This window comes from Microbacterium sp. ISL-59, from assembly GCF_018613945.1.
Lineage (GTDB): Bacteria > Actinomycetota > Actinomycetes > Actinomycetales > Microbacteriaceae > Microbacterium > Microbacterium oxydans_B.
In genome coordinates, this window is record NZ_JAGGPG010000002.1 from 645,991 (window position 1) to 662,888 (window position 16,898).

The 16,898-nt window shown below is 69.5% G+C and carries 14 protein-coding genes; 5 read left to right on the top strand and 9 right to left on the bottom strand.

Annotation, left to right across the window (positions count from 1 at the left end):
- Positions 1 to 103 precede the first annotated feature (103 nt).
- A complete protein-coding gene (locus tag J7E45_RS07240; protein ID WP_215068159.1) occupies positions 104 to 3,289 on the bottom strand; it encodes a S8 family peptidase in 3,186 nt (1,061 codons plus the stop codon).
- 188 nt (positions 3,290 to 3,477) lie between these two features.
- Between J7E45_RS07240 and J7E45_RS07245 the strand changes: the two genes are divergently transcribed.
- The 5 genes from J7E45_RS07245 to J7E45_RS07265 all read left to right on the top strand — a co-directional run bounded on the left by J7E45_RS07245 (position 3,478) and on the right by J7E45_RS07265 (position 8,170).
- A complete protein-coding gene (locus tag J7E45_RS07245) occupies positions 3,478 to 4,023 on the top strand; it encodes an ECF transporter S component (RefSeq protein WP_091032400.1) in 546 nt (181 codons plus the stop codon).
- Positions 4,024 to 4,130: 107 nt separating this feature from the next.
- The gene (locus J7E45_RS07250) at positions 4,131 to 5,837 is read left to right on the top strand and encodes an ABC transporter ATP-binding protein (RefSeq protein WP_215068161.1); all 1,707 of its coding nucleotides are present in this window, start codon (positions 4,131 to 4,133) and stop codon (positions 5,835 to 5,837) included.
- 74 nt (positions 5,838 to 5,911) lie between these two features.
- Positions 5,912 to 6,697 (top strand): energy-coupling factor transporter transmembrane component T, encoded by a 786-nt coding sequence (locus tag J7E45_RS07255; protein WP_215069716.1) that lies wholly within the window; start codon positions 5,912 to 5,914, stop codon positions 6,695 to 6,697.
- 10 nt (positions 6,698 to 6,707) lie between these two features.
- Positions 6,708 to 7,583 (top strand): siderophore-interacting protein, encoded by an 876-nt coding sequence (locus J7E45_RS07260; RefSeq protein ID WP_215068163.1) that lies wholly within the window; start codon positions 6,708 to 6,710, stop codon positions 7,581 to 7,583.
- Entirely contained in the window at positions 7,580 to 8,170 is a 591-nt protein-coding gene (locus tag J7E45_RS07265) for an ECF transporter S component (RefSeq protein WP_167632916.1), read from the top strand. Before J7E45_RS07260 ends, J7E45_RS07265 begins: the two co-directional genes overlap by 4 nt.
- Before the next feature lie 50 nt (positions 8,171 to 8,220).
- On the opposite strand, the gene J7E45_RS07270 is transcribed toward J7E45_RS07265, so the two are convergent.
- From J7E45_RS07270 to J7E45_RS07305, 8 genes are all read right to left on the bottom strand, one after another.
- Positions 8,221 to 9,561 (bottom strand): HNH endonuclease signature motif containing protein, encoded by a 1,341-nt coding sequence (locus J7E45_RS07270; protein ID WP_251053505.1) that lies wholly within the window; start codon positions 9,559 to 9,561, stop codon positions 8,221 to 8,223.
- Positions 9,562 to 9,742: 181 nt separating this feature from the next.
- Positions 9,743 to 10,681: a carbohydrate ABC transporter permease gene (locus J7E45_RS07275; RefSeq protein ID WP_091032408.1), complete on the bottom strand. Its 939-nt coding sequence runs from the start codon at positions 10,679 to 10,681 to the stop codon at positions 9,743 to 9,745.
- Between the two features lie 2 nt (positions 10,682 to 10,683).
- Positions 10,684 to 11,589 carry a carbohydrate ABC transporter permease gene (locus tag J7E45_RS07280; RefSeq protein ID WP_091032410.1) on the bottom strand — a complete coding sequence of 302 codons (906 nt, stop codon included), beginning with the start codon at positions 11,587 to 11,589 and terminating at the stop codon, positions 10,684 to 10,686.
- Between the two features lie 29 nt (positions 11,590 to 11,618).
- Entirely contained in the window at positions 11,619 to 12,944 is a 1,326-nt protein-coding gene (locus J7E45_RS07285; protein WP_215068165.1) for an extracellular solute-binding protein, read from the bottom strand.
- Between the two features lie 46 nt (positions 12,945 to 12,990).
- Complete coding sequence (locus J7E45_RS07290; protein ID WP_091032415.1) at positions 12,991 to 13,365, bottom strand: cupin domain-containing protein; 375 nt, start codon at positions 13,363 to 13,365, stop codon at positions 12,991 to 12,993.
- Positions 13,362 to 14,252: a 3-hydroxy-5-phosphonooxypentane-2,4-dione thiolase gene (gene lsrF / locus J7E45_RS07295; protein WP_215068167.1), complete on the bottom strand. Its 891-nt coding sequence runs from the start codon at positions 14,250 to 14,252 to the stop codon at positions 13,362 to 13,364. Before lsrF ends, J7E45_RS07290 begins: the two co-directional genes overlap by 4 nt.
- A gap of 21 nt (positions 14,253 to 14,273) precedes the next feature.
- Positions 14,274 to 15,878 (bottom strand): FGGY family carbohydrate kinase, encoded by a 1,605-nt coding sequence (locus tag J7E45_RS07300; protein WP_215068169.1) that lies wholly within the window; start codon positions 15,876 to 15,878, stop codon positions 14,274 to 14,276.
- Complete coding sequence (locus J7E45_RS07305; RefSeq protein ID WP_215068171.1) at positions 15,866 to 16,885, bottom strand: NAD(P)-dependent oxidoreductase; 1,020 nt, start codon at positions 16,883 to 16,885, stop codon at positions 15,866 to 15,868. Before J7E45_RS07305 ends, J7E45_RS07300 begins: the two co-directional genes overlap by 13 nt.
- Between the last annotated feature and the right edge of the window lie 13 nt (positions 16,886 to 16,898).

Below are 16,898 nucleotides of genomic sequence, written 5' to 3' on the forward strand. Positions count from 1 at the left end.
GCGGATGCTGCGACGAGCGGCGCCGATCACGCGATGAACGGATGCCCGTGCGCGCACACAGCGCCCCGCGGAAGGGAGACCGCGGGGCGCTGTGCTGTGGGGGCTACTCCGGTTTCGGGGTCTCCGGTGCCTTCGTCTCCGGTGCCGGGGTCTCCGGTGCCGGGGTCGGTGCCGGAGTCGGTGCGGGAGTCTCCGGGGCCTTCGTCTCGGGTGCCGGAGTCTCCGGAGCATCCGCCGGCGGCGCCTGCTTCGCCGGGGCGTCCGGCGTCGTCACCGTCACGACGGTGCGCACGTCCGAGTCGCCGTACTGGACGAGTCCGAGATAGCGGGCGCCGGCGGTCAGGCCGGTCCAGCTGAGGTCGTAACTCGTCTTCGCACCGCGGACCGCGGCGATCGGATTCGGCGTCGCGGTGAACGCGCCTTCGCCGCCCGGCTGCACGTTGGCGTAGGACATGTCCCACGTCATCGGCCCCGTCGTCGAGTACACGTTCGCCACCACCAGGTAGGTGCCGGCGGTCGGTGCCGGAACCGTGACCTGCTCGTCCGCCGAGCCGGTCGCCGACTGCCAGTTCTCGTAGTACCGCAGGTCGTCCGGGCTCACCACGCGGTACACGGTGAGGTCGAGGTCGCTGCCGTCGTCGTCCGACGAGTCGAGGTCGAACCGGGAGAGCGTGGTGCCCTCCGGGACGTCCACGAGCCAGGCGACGTCCTTGTTCGCATCACCCGAGTTCTCGTCGCCCGAGTGGCCCTCGACGGGGTTGTCCGGGTCGGCGAGCAGCTCATACGCGGTGAGGCCCGAGAGGTTCAGCGCCAGGTCGCCGTCGAGTCCGGGGATGATCTGCACGGACGCGCTGCCGTCGATGCCGGTGCCGGTGACCTCGGCCGGAGCATCCGCCGTGACCGGGAACACCGCGATCGGCGAACGCACCGAGTTCTTCGCGCTCTTCCAGGTGAGCGAACCGGTCGCCCACTCCTCGACCGGCGCGCTCTTGTTGTCGAACGTGACTGTGAAGGTCTTGGTCTGACCCGGCCTGTCGAACTTCAGCTGCTGCGGGGTGACCTTGACGTTCACGCCCGGGACGGAGGCCTTCGCGGTGAAGGTGCCCTTCTCGGTCGAGGTGACCGTGCGGGTGACGGTCTGCGCGCTGGCCAGCGAGCCGATCGAGATCGAGGCCTGGTTCAGGTCGCTGCCGTCGATGGGCTCGATCCCCGGGAAGTCCGACAGGCCCTTCCCGTCGAGGAACGCTGCCCAGTCCTTGACCCCGTTGAGGTACAGCAGACCGGGGTTCAGGTACCGCTTCGGGTCGACCTGACCGGCACCCTGCTCGAACGGGTCGGTGTTCTTCGAACCGTCGGGCAGCACGGTGTCGTAGGCGGTGGTCATCATCGCCGACCGGATCTCCGCCGGCGTCGCCTTCGGGTGCTCACCGAGGTACAGCGCTCCGAGACCCGCCACGTGGGGTGAGGCCATCGACGTGCCGGAGAGGATGCCGAAGGTCGGCTCCTCGTCGGGTCCGTTGTTCGTCGCCGCGAGGATCGCGACGCCGGGGGCCGCGACATCCGGCTTCAGCACATCGCTGCCGTCGGCCAGCATCGGTCCGCGGCTCGAGAAGCCCGCGATCTGCGGGGTGGGGGTGGTCACGCCCGTGGTGTTCTCGCCGACGAGGGTGATCGGACGGTCGACGCCGCCCTGCACGTAGGCGAGGACGGCGGCGCGGTGCACGGCGTTCAGGTGCACCGTCGGCACAGCGTGGAAGTCGTTGTCGAGCGAGTCGGCACCACCGGGCACGTTCACGAGGACCATGCCGATGCCCCCGGCATCCTTCACGACCTGCGACTTCTCGGCGCGCGCGTTGCCGCCGCGGTCGCAGACCACGATGTGTCCGGCGACCTTCGCGGGGTCGAGCGTGCCGGCCAGGCAGAGCTGCGGGTCGACGGCTCCTGCCGCGGCGGCATCCACCGCAGCGATCGACGGGCCCGTGACGCTCTCGCCGAACGGCACGCTCACCGATGCTCCGGCCTGCTCGAACCCGTCGAACTGCACGGTGCCCTCCCAGGTCGGGATGGTCGATGCGGCGACGGTCGTGTACCAGGGCGAAGCATGGTCGGCCGTGACCGGGTCGGGGCCGTCGTTGCCGGCACTCGTCGCGACGAAGACGCCCGCGGCCGCGGCGTTGAAGAACGCGAGGTCCTCCGGCGACAGCACGGTGCTCGCGGCCCCTCCGCCGATGGAGTAGTTGATCACGTCGACGCCGTCGGCGACCGCCTGATCGATCGCGGCGACGAGGTCGCTCAGCGCGCAGATGTCGTCGGTGGTGACGGTCGTGTCCGGGCCGACGTAGCAGGCCTTGTAGGCCGCGACCTTCGCACCGGGTGCGACGCCCGAGATCGTCCCGAAGTCGACGTCCTCGATGGCGGCATCGACCTTGAAGTTGCCGGCCGCGGTGCTTGCGGTGTGCGAGCCGTGGCCGTCGCCGTCACGCGGCGAGAGGTAGTCGTACTGGAAGTCGAAGCCGGCGGCCTCGGCCCCGGCATAGAAGTACTGTCCGCCGATGAGCTTCGAGGAGTAGTCCCTCGTGTCCCAGTCCTGGCCTTCGACCATGGCCGCCTGGAACTGCCCGCCGTCGGACTTGTCGAAGTACACGTTGGTGCCGTCGGTGTAGGGCTGGTTGCCCTTGTGCCGGCTCTGCTGCTTCTTCTGCTTCTTGATCTTCTTGCCCTCGAAGGAGGGGTGCTCGGGAGCGATACCGGTGTCGATCACGCCGACCACGACGCCCTCACCGGCCTTCTCGACGCCGTCGGTCTGCTGCCACACTCCGCCGCGGCCCTTGCGGTCGTCGCCGAGGCCGAGGAAGTCGGTGGACGTCTGCGCGTCGGGGTGCCGAACCTCGTCCGGGTACACGCCGAGGACATCCTTCGACGCACGCAGCGCGTCGACCTGCTCACCGGAGAGGTCGGCGCTGAAACCGTTGAGCGCGACCTGATAGGTGTTGTCGGGCGTGACGCCCACGTCGCCGATCAGGTCGGTCTGCTGCGTCTGCAGGTGCTCGACGTATCGCTGCGAGTCGTTCGACTGCGTCTCGAGCTGCTCGCCTTCGGCGGGCTTCGTGGCCTTCAGGCCCTTGACGTCGCCCTCATAGCTGGCGAGCGGGTCTGCCTTCATGACCACGATGTAATGCCCGGGCGTGCCGGCGACGGGGACGGGGTGCGTCCCCGTGGGCGTCGCCGCGTAACCGGTGGTTGCTGTCGATGCGATGAACAGAGTCGCCAGGGTGGTGGCTGCTGCCATCCGGAGGGGTGTTCGACCCATGTGGTGCTCCCGATGATCACGGTGCAACCTCGTTGCTGCACCGCGGCCAACATAGTCCCGCTGTTCGCCGCCGAAGAGAGAACTGGTCGATCGACCACCCGGCCTTCGCCGATCGGCCAGGGTTATCCACGGCCTCCCTCCCGATAGGTCGACAGTAAGCTGGAGAGGTGGCCCGCACCCCCGTCCTGTCGACTCGAGTACTGCTCGTCTGCGCAGCGATCGGAGTGGCCACGGGCATCCTCGCCGGCATCGCCGGATGGGTGACTCCCGTGCTGCTGGCGAGCCCCCTCCTCTTCCTCTACGGGCTCGTGCTCGGCTCGCACGTGCTGCCGGGGATCATCGCCCAGGAGGTGCTGCGGCTCCCCCTCGTCGCCCTGATCACGCACGTGTTCGCGGCACTGATCGCGAGTGCCTTCAACCCGGCGTGGGCGCTGCGGTTCATCGGCACGGCCCTGCTGTTCGGCCTCATCCAGGAGGGCGTCGCCGCCCTCACCCGCTATCGCGCCTGGGGGCCGTGGCGCTTCTTCATCTCGGCCGCCGTGATCGGCGTCGTCGTCGCGGTGGTGGTGTTCTTCGCCGCGCATCTGTCGGTCATGCCGCCGTGGGCGCAGATCCTGTACCTGGCGATCTCGGTGCTCGGCCCGATCGCATGGACCGCGGTGGGGCTCGCGATCGGCTCGGCACTGCGCAGGGCCGGGGTCGCTCGGCGCTGACTGCATCGGCGCCGGTCGCCTCGGTGCCGGTCGGTTCCGCTCGATGGCGGATCAGGTAAGGCTCAGCTAAGTTAGACGGGTACGATCCGTCGACCCGGGACTCCGCCGTGCGCCCATCCGCGCCCCTGCTGAGCGTGCGTGAGCTCTCTCTCACCCACGCCGATGCCGCGCACCCCTCACCGCGCGACGTGACGTTCGACATCCACCCCGGAGAGGTCGTCCTGCTGCTCGGACCCTCCGGATCCGGCAAGTCGACCCTCACGCTCGCCCTCAACGGCCTGATCCCGCACGCGCTGCCGGCGACCATGCTCGGCACCGTCGAGGCCGGCGGAGTCGACACCGCCGCCGCGCAGCCCGCCACTCTGAGCACGCACGTCGCGATGGTCTTCCAGGACCCGGATTCGCAGATCGTCACGGGCACCGTCTACGACGAGGTCGCGTTCGGGCCGGAGAATCTCCTGCTCGCACTCGACGTCGTACGGGGCCGCGTCGAAGCAGCACTGCGCCGGGTGGGACTGTGGGATCGGCGTGAGGAGAACCCGGATCACCTGTCCGGCGGCGGACGGCAGCGACTCGCGATCGCCTGCGCCCTCGCGATGGGTTCGCCCCTGATCGTGCTCGACGAGCCGACTGCCAACCTCGACCCGCAGGGCATCGACGACGTCTATGCCGCACTGGCCGATGTGGTCGCCGCCGGAGACCGCGCGATCCTCCTCGTCGAGCACAACCTCGATGCGGCGATGGATTTCGTGACGCGCACGATCGTGCTCGACCGCGACGGCAGGGTCGTGTTCGACGGGCCGGCGGGCGAGATCATCCGCGCGCATGCCGACGAGCTCGTCGCGATGGGTGTCTGGCTGCCGGCAGCGACGCTGGCCGCGCTCCGGCTGCGGGGTCAGGGCCTCTCGTTCGATCCGCTGCCGCTGACTCCGGATGAGCTCGCAAACGCGCTCGAGCGGGAGGGCGTTTCGTCTCGATCCGGTCGCTCGACGACCGGCGATCACGAGAAGGCGTTGAGCGAGGAGCGCAGCGACGAGACGAAACGCGTCGACACCGCGATTATCCACGCCCGGGGGCTGACCGTGCGCCGCCGACGGACCGAGATCCTGCACGGGATCGACCTCGACCTCGAGCCGGGAAGCCTCACCGCCATCGTCGGCGCGAACGGTGCCGGCAAGACGACGCTGATCCAGGCTCTCGCGGGTGTCGTGCCGCCCCCGCGGGGTCAGGTGTCGGTCGACGGCATCGATCCCGGTACTGCTTCCCCCCGCGACCTCGCCGCGCGCATCGGTTTCGTGTTCCAGAACCCCGAGCACCAGTTCATCGCGCACACCGTCTTCGACGAGCTGGCGCACGGGCTGCGGCTGCGGCATGTGCCGGATGCGGAAATCACCGCCCGCGTCGCGGAGATGCTCGCGCGGTTCGGACTCGAGCACAAGGCCGACGTGCACCCGTTCCTCCTGTCGGGTGGCGAGAAGCGACGCCTCTCGGTGGGAACGGCTCTGATCACACGACCGCGCGTCCTCGCGCTGGACGAGCCGACGTTCGGGCAGGACCGCGCGCGGGCCGCCGAGCTTCTCGATATCCTGCAGAATCTCCGCGCCGAAGGCACGACGATCGTGATCGTCACACACGACCTGCAGCTCGTCGCGGAGCACAGCACGCACGTCGTGATCCTCGCCGACGGGCGGGTGCGGGCGGCGGGTGCCACCGCAGCGCTGTTCCGTGAGCCGCAGCTGTTCGCCGACGCCGGGCTCCGCATGCCCGCGCTGCAGCGTGTGCTGGCATCCGCGGGACTCGAGGTGACCCGGTGAGCGCCGACGTCACGGGCAGCGCCACCCGCAGCACTCCCACCGCAGGAGATCGCGCTTTCGACCCGTACGCCCGGATGACGGCGACCTCGCCCCGGCAGTTCCTGTATGCCCTGAATCCGCTCGCCAAGGTCGCGGGGTTCGCCCCGGCGATGGTGCTACTCGTGTTCGTCCGGGATCTCGCCACCCCGGCCGCGTTCCTGGTGCTCGCGTACGCGCTGATCCTGGTCGGCGCCCGCCTCACCCGACGTCTGCTCGCTCTGCTGTTGCTCGGACTCCCGGCCGGCATGCTCCTGGTCGCGGTCGGGTTCTCGCTGTGGGTGGATGCCGGACTCGTCGACGGCAGCACACCACTGGTGCAGGTCGGCGACTGGACGCTGTACAGCGGTGCTCTGGTGATCGGCGCGGCGACGGCGCTCCGACTCGGCTCCATCATGGCGCTCGCCCTCGTCGGCGGGCTCACCACCAGCGGCCCCGACCTCGTGCGGGCGAGCGTGCAGCAACTGCGGGTGCCCTACCGCGTCGGCTACACGGCGCTCGCGGCATTCCGGTTCGTGCCGAGGTTCGGGCATGAGCTGGCCGTGATCCGCGCCGCGCACCGGGTGCGCGGGTACCACGGTGGGCGCGGACCGTTCGCCCGCATCGCTCGCGGCTGGGGCTACATCGTGCCGCTCCTCGCCGGCGCCATCCGCCATGCCGAGCGCGTCGCCCTCGCGATGGACTCCCGGGCCTTCGGCGCACATTCCACCCGCACCGAGCGGCATCTCGTGCCGTTCCGCACGCGGGACACCGTCTTCACCCTCACGACATTGCTGGCGTCCGCCGCCATCTTCGTCGCCTTCTTCCCCTGGCAGCTTCCCTGAAAGGCGCCTCATGGCATACAGCAAGATGGTCAAACCCGAGACGACCGAGCTCATCCATCTGACGGTGCTGCGCTCGGAGCGTCTCTCGGCGCACTGGATCCGCGTGACGCTCGGCGGCGGCGAGATCGAGAAGTTCCGCCCGATGGGCTTCGACCAGTGGTTCCGACTGTTCCTGCCGATCGGCGGCGACGCCGGCCTCGAGCGGGTGCCCGCCAAGGCGAACAAGATGTTCGGGTATCTGAAATTCCTGCGCATCCCCGACGGCGAACGGCCCGTGATGCGCAACTACACCGTGCGCGCCTATCGTGCGGCGACGGCGTCGGCCGGTGCCGAGATCGACGTGGACTTCGTGCTGCACGGCTCGGCGGCCGACGGCACGGCCGGTCCGGCGTCGCGCTGGGCGGAGACCTGCCAGCCGGGCGAGCACGTGCTGATCATCGACGAGGGGCTCACCTTCAACCCGCAGCGCGGCACGGACCGCGTGGTGCTGGTCGGCGACGAGACCGCGCTGCCGGCGATCGCCTCGATCAGTGCATCGCTGCCCGCGGATGCCACCGGCACCGCGATCATCGAGGTGCCGAGCGAGGAGGATGCGCTGGAGTTCCCGCACCCGTCCGGGGTCGAGGTCGTCTGGATCGTGCGGCCTCACGATGTCGCCCCCGGTGCGCTGGCGCTGCAGGCGCTGGGGCGCACCGCGCTGCCGGATGCCCCGTTCCACGCGTATGCGGCGGGTGAGCAGGCGCTCGCCTCCGGCGCTCGCAAGCACCTGGTGGGCGAGCGCGGTGTCGACAAGAACGCGGTCAGCTTCTGCGGGTACTGGAAGATCGGCGCGGCCTCACCCGCGTCGAAGGCCGCTCGCGAGGCGGCAGCGGAGCCGCTGGCATGAGCGGGGTGGATGCTGCTGCTCGTCGGTCGGGCCCCGGTCGGCGGTTCCGGTTTCCCACCGCGATCCTGCTGACGTGTGCGGCGCTCGGTGTCGCCGGAGCGGTGCTGCTCGCGCCGATGAACTGGCTCTCGACGCTGCTGACCGGCCCGCTGCCCTTCGTCGGCATGGCGCTCGCCGGGCTATGGCTGCTGCCGTCGGTGATCGCGCTTCGGCTGCTGCGGCGTCCGCTCGTCGGACTGCTCGTGGCTCTGATCGCCGGTCTCGTGCTCGTGCCCTTCTCGGGTTACGGGTTCGGCAGCGTGCTGACCAACCTCTGGTGGGCGGCGTTCACCGAGCTGCCGTTCCTGTTCGTGCTGTGGCGCTACTGGGGCACCTGGATGCACTACGTCGGCGCCGTCGCGGTGGGGATCGTCTACCCGATCTCGGCATGGGCGTGGTTCGATCTCGGCTCGATGACCCTCTTCGCGCAGGTCGCGTTCTTCGCGGTGACGATGGCGAGCTGCGTGGGCGGAACAGCCCTCGGTATCGTCATCGCCGACCGGCTCCGGAAGGCCGGCGTCGGCGGGCGCCGTTCGCAGCGCTCCTGAGGTGATGCCGGCCGCGACCGCTGCCGGCGCTCCATCCGCGAGGCGCACCGTCATGCGGCGATGTCGAAGCGGGCGCGTCCGCCGAGTCGTGGGGTGCGGGTGGGGTCGACGTGCGGGGGTGGGAGAAACCACACTCGTCCCCCGGTCTTGGGGTGGTCGATGCGGATGTCCCATCCGTTGTCGTGGATGCGGTGGTGGCAGGTCTCACACAGCAACACCCCGTTGGACAGGTCGGTGGGCCCGTGGTCGCGTTTCCACCAGCGGATGTGGTGTGCTTTGGTCATCTCCGGGGGGAGCCCGCACATCGCGCACCCGCCATCACGTTCCACGAGGGCGAGGCGTTGTGCCCAGGTGAACAGGCGTTTCTCCCGCCCCCAGTCCAACACTTCGCTGTCCGTTCCGAGGACGCAAGGGATGATGCCACCGCCGGCGGCCATCCGCCGTGCCGCTCCGATACTGACCGGTTGGTCCAGACCATCCACGGTCGCCGACCCGGTGCCGGATTCGAGGTCTTCGACACGCATCCGGACGATCACGGTTGCCCCGGCGACCGGGACCCGCTTCTCACAGCCGAGGACGTGCGCGCAGAACACCGCGAGCGCATCGGCCTGGATCATCGGGACCGTGCGCCGGTCCGCATCCGGAGCATCAGTGTCGGGAGCACCCTGCCGGGCGGCGAACGCGGCCGTCACGAACCCGCGGATCGCGGCGACGATCGGGGCTGCGGTCTCGGTATCCAGGCGCGCGTTCAGGTGCAGCATCCCGCCGCGCTCGAACATCGTCAACGCCCTCTTCCCCCGCCGCTCTTCTTCTTTCGGCTCGACACCGTCAGGGTCCAACCACGCCTCCACCCGCACCACGAGCCGGCGGACATGGTCCAGCGCCAACCCGACCGCGGCCTCGGTCAGCAGGCGTTCCGCCTCCGCGACCCGCTCCACCCCGGCCGCGACCCGGCACCGGTCCAGCATTCCGATGATCATCGCCGCCGCCTGCGCACCCAGCACGCCCGCGCGCAGCGCTTCCCGCACCAGCGGATACCTCGCCGGCAACCGCGCCCCCAACAAGTCCGCACGCGGCGCCGTCGCCTCGCCGACCTTCACCAGCCGGGCCGCATCGCCCGTGGAAACCCCGGTGGTCGCGGCGCTCAACGCCGCCGCCGTGCGGAACCCCTGCTGCTTCGCCAGGCTCTCCGACCCCAACTCGGGCCGCGACTCGTAGGCGAGGCGCGCGGCGACCTCGACATGCATCGCGTCCACCCGCCGCTGCAGCGCACCCATCGCGTCACTGACCGCGATCAACTGCGCCCGGGACAGATCCCCCGCCTCGCCCGCACCCGCCCACGCCTCGCCGAGGGTACTCATCGCCTCGCGCAACCCGGCCAAAGTGGACATGCTTCATTCTAACCGACTAACACGCTACATTCGAAGATCTCTACGCATTACATGCCAGAATTCCGCAGAATCCCGCTACGCGACACCCGCGACCCCTCCTCCACAGGATACGTCAACATCGAATCTATCCACGAACGCTGCAATAGGCCACCAGGTCATCACAGAACCCCCGATAACCTCGCTACTTCACGCTCCCCTGCGTCAGCCCACCGACGAGCCACTTCTGCAGGAAGAGCGCCAGCAGATAGATGGGGATCAACCCCGACAGACTCGCGGCCGCCATCTGACCGAACATCACCTCGCGGCCACCCTGCATCAGGGCTATGCCGACCGGGAGCGTCTGCGAATCGACGCTCTGCGTGAGCAGCAGCGGGATCAGGAAGTCGTTGTACGCGAGGATGAACACGATGATCGAGACCGCGACGATGCCCGGCGCGGTGAGCGGCAGGATCACCGACCAGAGCGTGCGGAGCGGTCCGCATCCGTCGATCTGCGCGGCCTCGTCGATCTCGAACGGGATCGCACGGAAGAAACCGTCCAGCAGCCAGACGGCGACCGGCGTGAGCAGCAGCCCCTCGACGATCCCGAGCCCGAGAACCGAGTCCATCAACCCCGCCGTGCGCACCAGCACGAAGAGCGGGATGATCGCGACGACCGGCGGGGCGACGTAGGCGGAGACGATCAGTCCGAGCGTCTGCTTTCCGCCGGCGCGCAGCCGGGCCATCGCATAGTTCGCGGGGATCGACACGAGGAGCGACACCAGCACGGCGATGATCGCCGCACCGAACGAATTGCGCAGGTATGTGAGGATCGGCCAGTTCTCGAACGCCGCGGTCCAGTTCTCGAAGGCGAGACGCGAGGGGAGGATGCGCGTCGACAGGATGTCGTCCGGACTCTTGAACGACATGCCGACCATGTACAGCACGGGGAGCAGCGCGAGCGTGATCGCGACGGCGATCACGACCCACTTCACCGCCGTGACCAGTGCAGACGGACGCCCGGGGCGCGACGTGCTCGACGTGCGCACCTTCGAGCGCCCTCGGCGGCGGGCGGAGGGAACGATGAGCGTCTCGGTCGCGCTCTCCTCGAGGCGATCGGATGCGCGGAGCATGAGCGACATGATCAACTCTCCTTGTGCAGGCGCTGCCGCACGGCGTTGAGCGGCAGGATGACGATGGTGACCAGGACGAGGAAGGCGATGGTCTGCGCGGCCGCCGCCCCCACATCGAAGGTCTGCAGACCGGTGCGGTAGATCTCATAGCTGCTGACGGTGGTGTCGAACCCCGGCCCGCCGCTGGTCATGATGAACACGAGGTCGAAGACCTTGAACGAGACGACGAGCTTCAGCAGGAGCACCGTGATGAGGCTCGGCAACACCAGCGGGAGGGTGATGCGCCAGAAGGTCTGCCACACGCCGGCGCCGTCGACCTGAGAGGCCTCGTACACCTCGGTGGGCAGCGTCTGCAGTGCGGCGAACACCAGCAGGACGCAGAACGGCGTCCACTGCCAGGCGTCGACCGTGATCACCGAGATCATCGCGGCGGGGCTCGACCCGAGGAACAGGAAAGGCTCGGAGCCCGGATCGAGCGATTGCCCGATGTTGTTGAGCAGCCCGCCCGTGGGGGCGAGCATGAGCTTCCAGATGACGCCGGCCATGACCGGCGGCGTCATCAGCGGGAGCAGGAGAAGCACCCGGATGATGCGCCCGCCCTTGACGGCCGCATCGAGCGAGAGCGCGACGGCCAGCCCGGCGATCAGCGCGATGAGCGCCGATGGGATGGCGAACAGGAGCGACCTGCCGAGGGACGGGAGGGTGATCCCGTCCCCCAGCAGCGCCGCGAAGTTGTCGAACCCGACCCATTCCGAGAACGGTCGTCCCAGCGACGACTCCGAGAAGGAGGCGGCGATGATGTAGCCGAGCGGGTAGATCGCGATGATGACGATCGCGATGACGGCGGGGGCGAGCAGGGCGCGCCCCGTCCACGACGCACGTCGGGAGACGCGTCGGTGGGTGACGGGCTGCGACATGAGCGGTCCTTTCGGGTTCGACGAGGAGATCAGTCGGCCAGGGACTGCCAGGAGTCCCAGGTCTGCTGCATCGCCTGTTCGGCGGTCAGGCTCCCCTGGAGCATGAGCGCGAGGTTGTCGCTCAGCGACTGGATCATCTCCGGTGCCTCCGGCGACGTAGGCCAGGACTGCGCGTTCGGCAGCACCTGCGCGGCGACCGCCGACACCTCGGGAGCGAACTCGACGTATTCCGGGCTCTCCAGCGTCGAGGTCCGGGTGGGATCGACTCCGGAGCCGGTGGTCGTGATCAGCTTCTCGTTCGTCTCCTTCGACGAGGCGAAGGCCACGAAGTCCTTGGCCAGGTCTTCGTCGCTCGCGGTGGGGCTGATCCCCATCGCCCACCCGGCGTTCAGCGCCCCGGAGATCTTGCCTTCCGGCCCGATCGGCAGCGGCGCGACACCCCAGCCGTCGACGATCTTGGACTGCTCGGGGTCCTGCGCGAAGACGCCGAGGTCGGTCCAGAACTCGATCATGCCGACGGACCCCGAGAGGAACTGCGGCAGCGCCTGCTCGAACCCGATCTCCAGCGGGCTGGGCAGGGCCGAGGGGGCGGCGTCGAGCATCGACTGGGCGGCCGCGACCGCGTATTCGGTGTCGAGCTGCGGCATCTGCGGGTCGATCGGATCGGGTGACATCGTGGCGAGCCGGTTGAAGAAGGTCGATCCGATGTTGAACGCGCTCTTCGAGCCGAGCAGGGCGTTGCCGTACACGCCGTCCGCCTTCTCGGCATCGGTGATCTTCTTCGAGACCGCGACGTACTCGTCCCAGGTCGTGGGCACCTCGACGCCGTTCCGCTCGAAGATCGCCTTGTTGTAGAAGAGCACGTGCGTGTCGCCGTCGATCGGCAGACCGTAGGTGCCTCCCTCGTACTGCGAGTACGGACCGAAGATCGCCTCGATGAAGTCGGACGAGTCGATGCCTTCGTCGGACTCGACCCAGTCGGTGATGTCGGCGAGCGCGCCGGCGTCGGCGAGCGCGCCGACCGACGTGTACCAGTACTGGATGACGTCGTAGTTGTTCGTTCCGGACTGCGCGTCGAGGACCGCCTTGGTCTGGATCTGGTCGTAGGGCACGACCTCGACTTCGACCTCGACACCGGTCTCGGCTTCGAAGTCGGCCTCGAGGATCTTTCCGGCCCCCTCCTGCGGGGCGGCGATGAGGACCTTGAGGGTCTTGTCACCGCCGTCGCCGGAGGATCCGCCCGCGTCGCCGGAGCAGCCCGCGAGCACGAGGCCTGCGACGGAAGCCAGGGCGATGACGGGCAGGGAGCGACGCGCATAGCGCGCGAGGGATGAGGAGCGTCGTTGCACACTCATGGTGCTGTCCTTTCGATGTTCTTCTTCGGGTGAGGGGGTGAAGCGGTCAGGATGCGGATTCGGGGTCCGGCGTCCAGGGGCGATCGACCTTGTCGCCATCGACCCAGGGGGTCTTCACGAAGACGGCTCGGAACGTCTCGTCGAACGGGTTGCGCACGAAATGCTCCTCGTGCGGTTCGGCGCGGAGCACGTCACCGACCGAGACGACCTTGCAGGTGTCTCGATCGAGCCAGATCTCGGCGCGTCCTTCCAGCACCACGAACGACTCGGTGTGGTGCTCGTGCAGGTGATTGCCGAACTCGTCGCCCGGCCGCAGCACGACCACGCCGAACGCGGCGTCGTCGCTCTGGGCGAGGTAACCCGGCCCCCAGTCGCCGAACCGGAGCGCGGCGTCGGCGGCCCGGAGCACGTCGGCACTCATGCGAGCACCCGCGTCTCGGTGGCCTCGCGGAACAGCTCGTACGCGTCGGCGGGAGCGGCGTCGTCGTGGACGACCGCCCGCACCGCACGCATCATCGCCGCAGGATCCGCGCTCTGGAAGATGTTCCGCCCCATGTCGACGCCGGCGGCGCCCGCGCGGACCGCGTTCGACGCCATCGTGAGGGCATCCAGCTCGGGGAGCTTCTTCCCCCCGGCCATGATCACCGGCACGGGGCAGCCCGCGACCACGTCTTCGAAACCCTCGTCGCAGTAATAGGTCTTGACGAGCTGGGCGCCGAGCTCCGCGATGATGCGGGTGGCGAGGCCCAGGTAGCGGGAGTCGCGGACGAGCTCCTTGCCGACCGCCGTCACACCGAGCACCGGGATGCCGGCGGCGTAGCCCTCGTCGACGAGCGTCGTGAGGTTGCGGATGCTGCGGCTCTCGTGCTCGCCGCCGACGAAGACCTGCACCGCCACGGCGTCGGCGTTGATGCGCACGGCATCCGCCATCGCCATCGCGGTGTATTCGTCGGAGAGGTCTTTGAGGATCGACGGTCCGCCCGAGGCGCGCAGCACGAGACCGGCGCGGGTGGCCGGCGGCACGGAGGTGCGCAGCGCGCCGCGGGTGCACATCACGGCGTCCGCGTATTCGGCGAGCGGGGCGATGTTCAGGTCGATGCGCTCGAGGCCGGACGTCGGTCCCTGGAAGTATCCGTGGTCGAACGCCAGCATGACGGTGCGGCCGGTGTCGGGGTCGAGGATGCGGGAGAGGCGGTTCTGCATGCCCCAGTCGAGGTTCGCGGCCCCGCGGATGTTCTGCGAGAAGCGCACGGCCGGTGTCTCGGAGTGGAACTTCTTCGCTGCGGCGTTGCCTTCGAGGTCTGCCATGGTGTCTCCTTCTGGTGGTCGTCAGCCGGCGTGGCCGACGGGCGAGAGTCGGGTGGGGGAAAGGTCGTGGGCGCCGCGGGCGGCACCCGGTGGGGTGAAGAGCGGGAGCAGGTCGGGGCCCGAGATCGAGAGCATGTCGCGATACACGCGGTGCCAGCGCTCGGTCACCGCGCGGTACTGCTCGTGCTCGTCGGGATCGACGCGCTCGATGCGGTCGGGGTCGCCCATCGGCGGCAGGGCGGCGCCCACACCGCGCGCGGCCAGGCGGGCGGCGCCGTACGAGGTGGCTTCCGGCGCAGGGGTCACGCGGGTGTCTAGTCCGGTCACTCCGGCGATCACCCGCGGCCAGAGAGCGCCCGCGCTCGAGCCGCCGGTGAAGGTGACCGATCCTTCGGCGACCGCTCGGCCGCCGGTGAGGGAGGCGAGGATCTCGAGGTGCGCGCCGGCCACGATCGCGGCCGATTCCTCGATCGCGCGGACGAATGCTCCCCGCGACGATCGCGCCGCGTCGTTGATGTCGAAGCCCACGAACGCGGGGGCCGCGTGATGCCAGGCGTCCGCCTGCATCACATTCGCCATGGTCGCGACGACACCGTTGGCGCCTGCCGGAACCGCCGCGGCCCATTCCTCCATGACGGTGAACGCGGACGTTCCGGCTGCGCGTCCGAGCTCGGCGGCATCCGGGCACATCGCATCGCGGAACCAGCGCATCGCGAGACCGGAGAGGAAGCCGATCCCCTCGACCATCCAGGTACCCGGATCGACGTGGCAGAGCGTGCGTAGACGCCGCTCGGGGTCGATCAGAGGTTCCGATGTGACGGCCGTGGTCTGCCAGAACGTGCCGGCGACGATCGTCGGCACGCCTTCGCGGGCCGCGATGCCATGGAGCGCGAGCTGGGTGTCGGCACCGCCGGTCACGACGGGTGTGCCCACAGGGAGTCCGGTGGCGGCAGCCGCGGCGGGCGTGACAGCACCCACGACCTCGCCGCATTCGATCACGGGAGGGAGGATGCTGCGGTCCACGCCCACGAGTCCCGCGAGCTCGTCCGACCAGTTCCTCGACCGCAGGTCGAACAGGGCCGAACTCGAGCCGCTGGTCGGCTCGGTGACGAACTCCCCCGTGAGGCGCGTCGTGACCCAGTCGCTCAGCATCCCGAAATGGCGCGCCTGTGCGAAGAGGTCGGGCTGGTGGCGGGCGATCCACCGCAGCCGGGCCGGCGCCGTGATCGACACCCAGTCCCCCGCCGTGCGGTAGACCTCGTCGGCGACGCCTTCCGCGACGAGTTCGTCGGCTTCGGCGCGCGCCCGGCCGTCGGTGTTCGGGCAGGCCCAGAGTTCGCGGCCCGCGGCGTCGTACAGGACGAAGCCCTCCCGCATGCTCGACGCTGCCACGGCCGCGATGCGCCTCCCGTCCAGATGTGCCACGACCTCCGAGACGGCGGCGGCGATGGCCTTCCATCCGCTCTCGGTGTCGAAGACCGTGCCGCCGGGGTGGCCCGGTACGGCGGTGTGCGTCCACTCGCGCGCTGCCCGGGTGACCAGTCGGCCCTCGATGTCGAAGGCGAGCGCTCGCGCCGATCCGGTGCCGGCGTCGATGGCGAGGAAGACGTCCGTCAGCGTTCCCATCGCAAGCTCCCATCCGAGAGGAAGCTCTCGACTTCGGCAGCGAGCATGTCGGCACCGCGCACGAGGGTCTCGTTCGTCGCCCCGGCGAGATGGGGCGTGAGGATGAGGTTCGGTTCCGCGACGAGCTCCCGCCACGGCCCATCGGGTTCGTTCACGTCGAGCGCGACTCCGGCGAGGTGGCCGCTGCGCAGCGCTTCGAGGAGCGCATGCTCGTCGACGAGCGATTCCCGCGCGGTGTTGATGAGGAACGACCCCTCCGGCATGCGGGCGATCTGTGCGGCGCCGATCATGTGGCGGTTCTCATCGGTGGCCCGCGCATGCACGCTGACGACATCGCTGGCGGAGAGCAGCGCGTCGAGGTCGGAGACGATCGTGGCATCCGCCACCGAGGTCGGATCGACGAAGGGGTCGTACGCGGTGATGGTCGCGCCGAGCGCCCGTGCCCGAGCCGCGACCAGACGGGCGACGTTGCCGTACCCGATGAGACCGAGTCGCAGTCCCTTCACCTCGCGGCCGAACCAGCGGGCCCCCTCGAAGGTCGATTCGGCGAGCGGACGGCCGTCGGCGACCCGCTCGTCCACGTCGCGCAGCGACGCCGGCACGTTGCGCACCAGGGAGATCAGGAATCCGATCGTGAGGTCGGCGACGGCATCCGCGTTCTTCCCCGGCGTCGTGGTCACTCGCACCCCGCGCTCGCGCGCCGCGTCGAGATCGACGTTGACGGGTCCGCCGCGTGCGCATCCGACGAGGCGCAGGTCGGGGAGCGCGGCCAGGACGTCGGCGGTCACGGGCGCCGCGTGGAAGGCGATGACGTCGTAGCCGCGGCCGAGGCTCGCGACCTCCGCCGGGTCGCCCTCATACTCCCGGATGGAGGAGGTGTCCCACGTCGGCGTCGTGATCGTCATCGTCGTCGCGTCGACGGCGAGGCCCCGCTGCGCGAACGCGCGGGTGAAGATCTCGGCGGTCATGTAGCTGTCACCGATGACGAGGATGCGGTGGTCGGTCATGTGCAGGGCTCCC

Excerpts from the sequence above, each read along its gene's own strand:
- J7E45_RS07290 (WP_091032415.1), bottom strand. The coding sequence starts at position 13,365 with ATGAGTGCCGACGTGCTCCGGGCCGCCGACGCCGCGCTCCGGTTCGGC.
- J7E45_RS07240 (WP_215068159.1), bottom strand. The coding sequence starts at position 3,289 with ATGGCAGCAGCCACCACCCTGGCGACTCTGTTCATCGCATCGACAGCA.
- J7E45_RS07265 (WP_167632916.1), top strand. The coding sequence starts at position 7,580 with ATGAGCGGGGTGGATGCTGCTGCTCGTCGGTCGGGCCCCGGTCGGCGG.
- lsrF (WP_215068167.1), bottom strand. The coding sequence starts at position 14,252 with ATGGCAGACCTCGAAGGCAACGCCGCAGCGAAGAAGTTCCACTCCGAG.
- J7E45_RS07275 (WP_091032408.1), bottom strand. The coding sequence starts at position 10,681 with ATGTCGCTCATGCTCCGCGCATCCGATCGCCTCGAGGAGAGCGCGACC.
- J7E45_RS07280 (WP_091032410.1), bottom strand. The coding sequence starts at position 11,589 with ATGTCGCAGCCCGTCACCCACCGACGCGTCTCCCGACGTGCGTCGTGG.
- J7E45_RS07270 (WP_251053505.1), bottom strand. The coding sequence starts at position 9,561 with ATGTCCACTTTGGCCGGGTTGCGCGAGGCGATGAGTACCCTCGGCGAG.
- J7E45_RS07300 (WP_215068169.1), bottom strand. The coding sequence starts at position 15,878 with ATGGGAACGCTGACGGACGTCTTCCTCGCCATCGACGCCGGCACCGGA.
- J7E45_RS07260 (WP_215068163.1), top strand. The coding sequence starts at position 6,708 with ATGGCATACAGCAAGATGGTCAAACCCGAGACGACCGAGCTCATCCAT.
- J7E45_RS07305 (WP_215068171.1), bottom strand. The coding sequence starts at position 16,885 with ATGACCGACCACCGCATCCTCGTCATCGGTGACAGCTACATGACCGCC.
- J7E45_RS07255 (WP_215069716.1), top strand. The coding sequence starts at position 5,912 with ATGACGGCGACCTCGCCCCGGCAGTTCCTGTATGCCCTGAATCCGCTC.
- J7E45_RS07285 (WP_215068165.1), bottom strand. The coding sequence starts at position 12,944 with ATGAGTGTGCAACGACGCTCCTCATCCCTCGCGCGCTATGCGCGTCGC.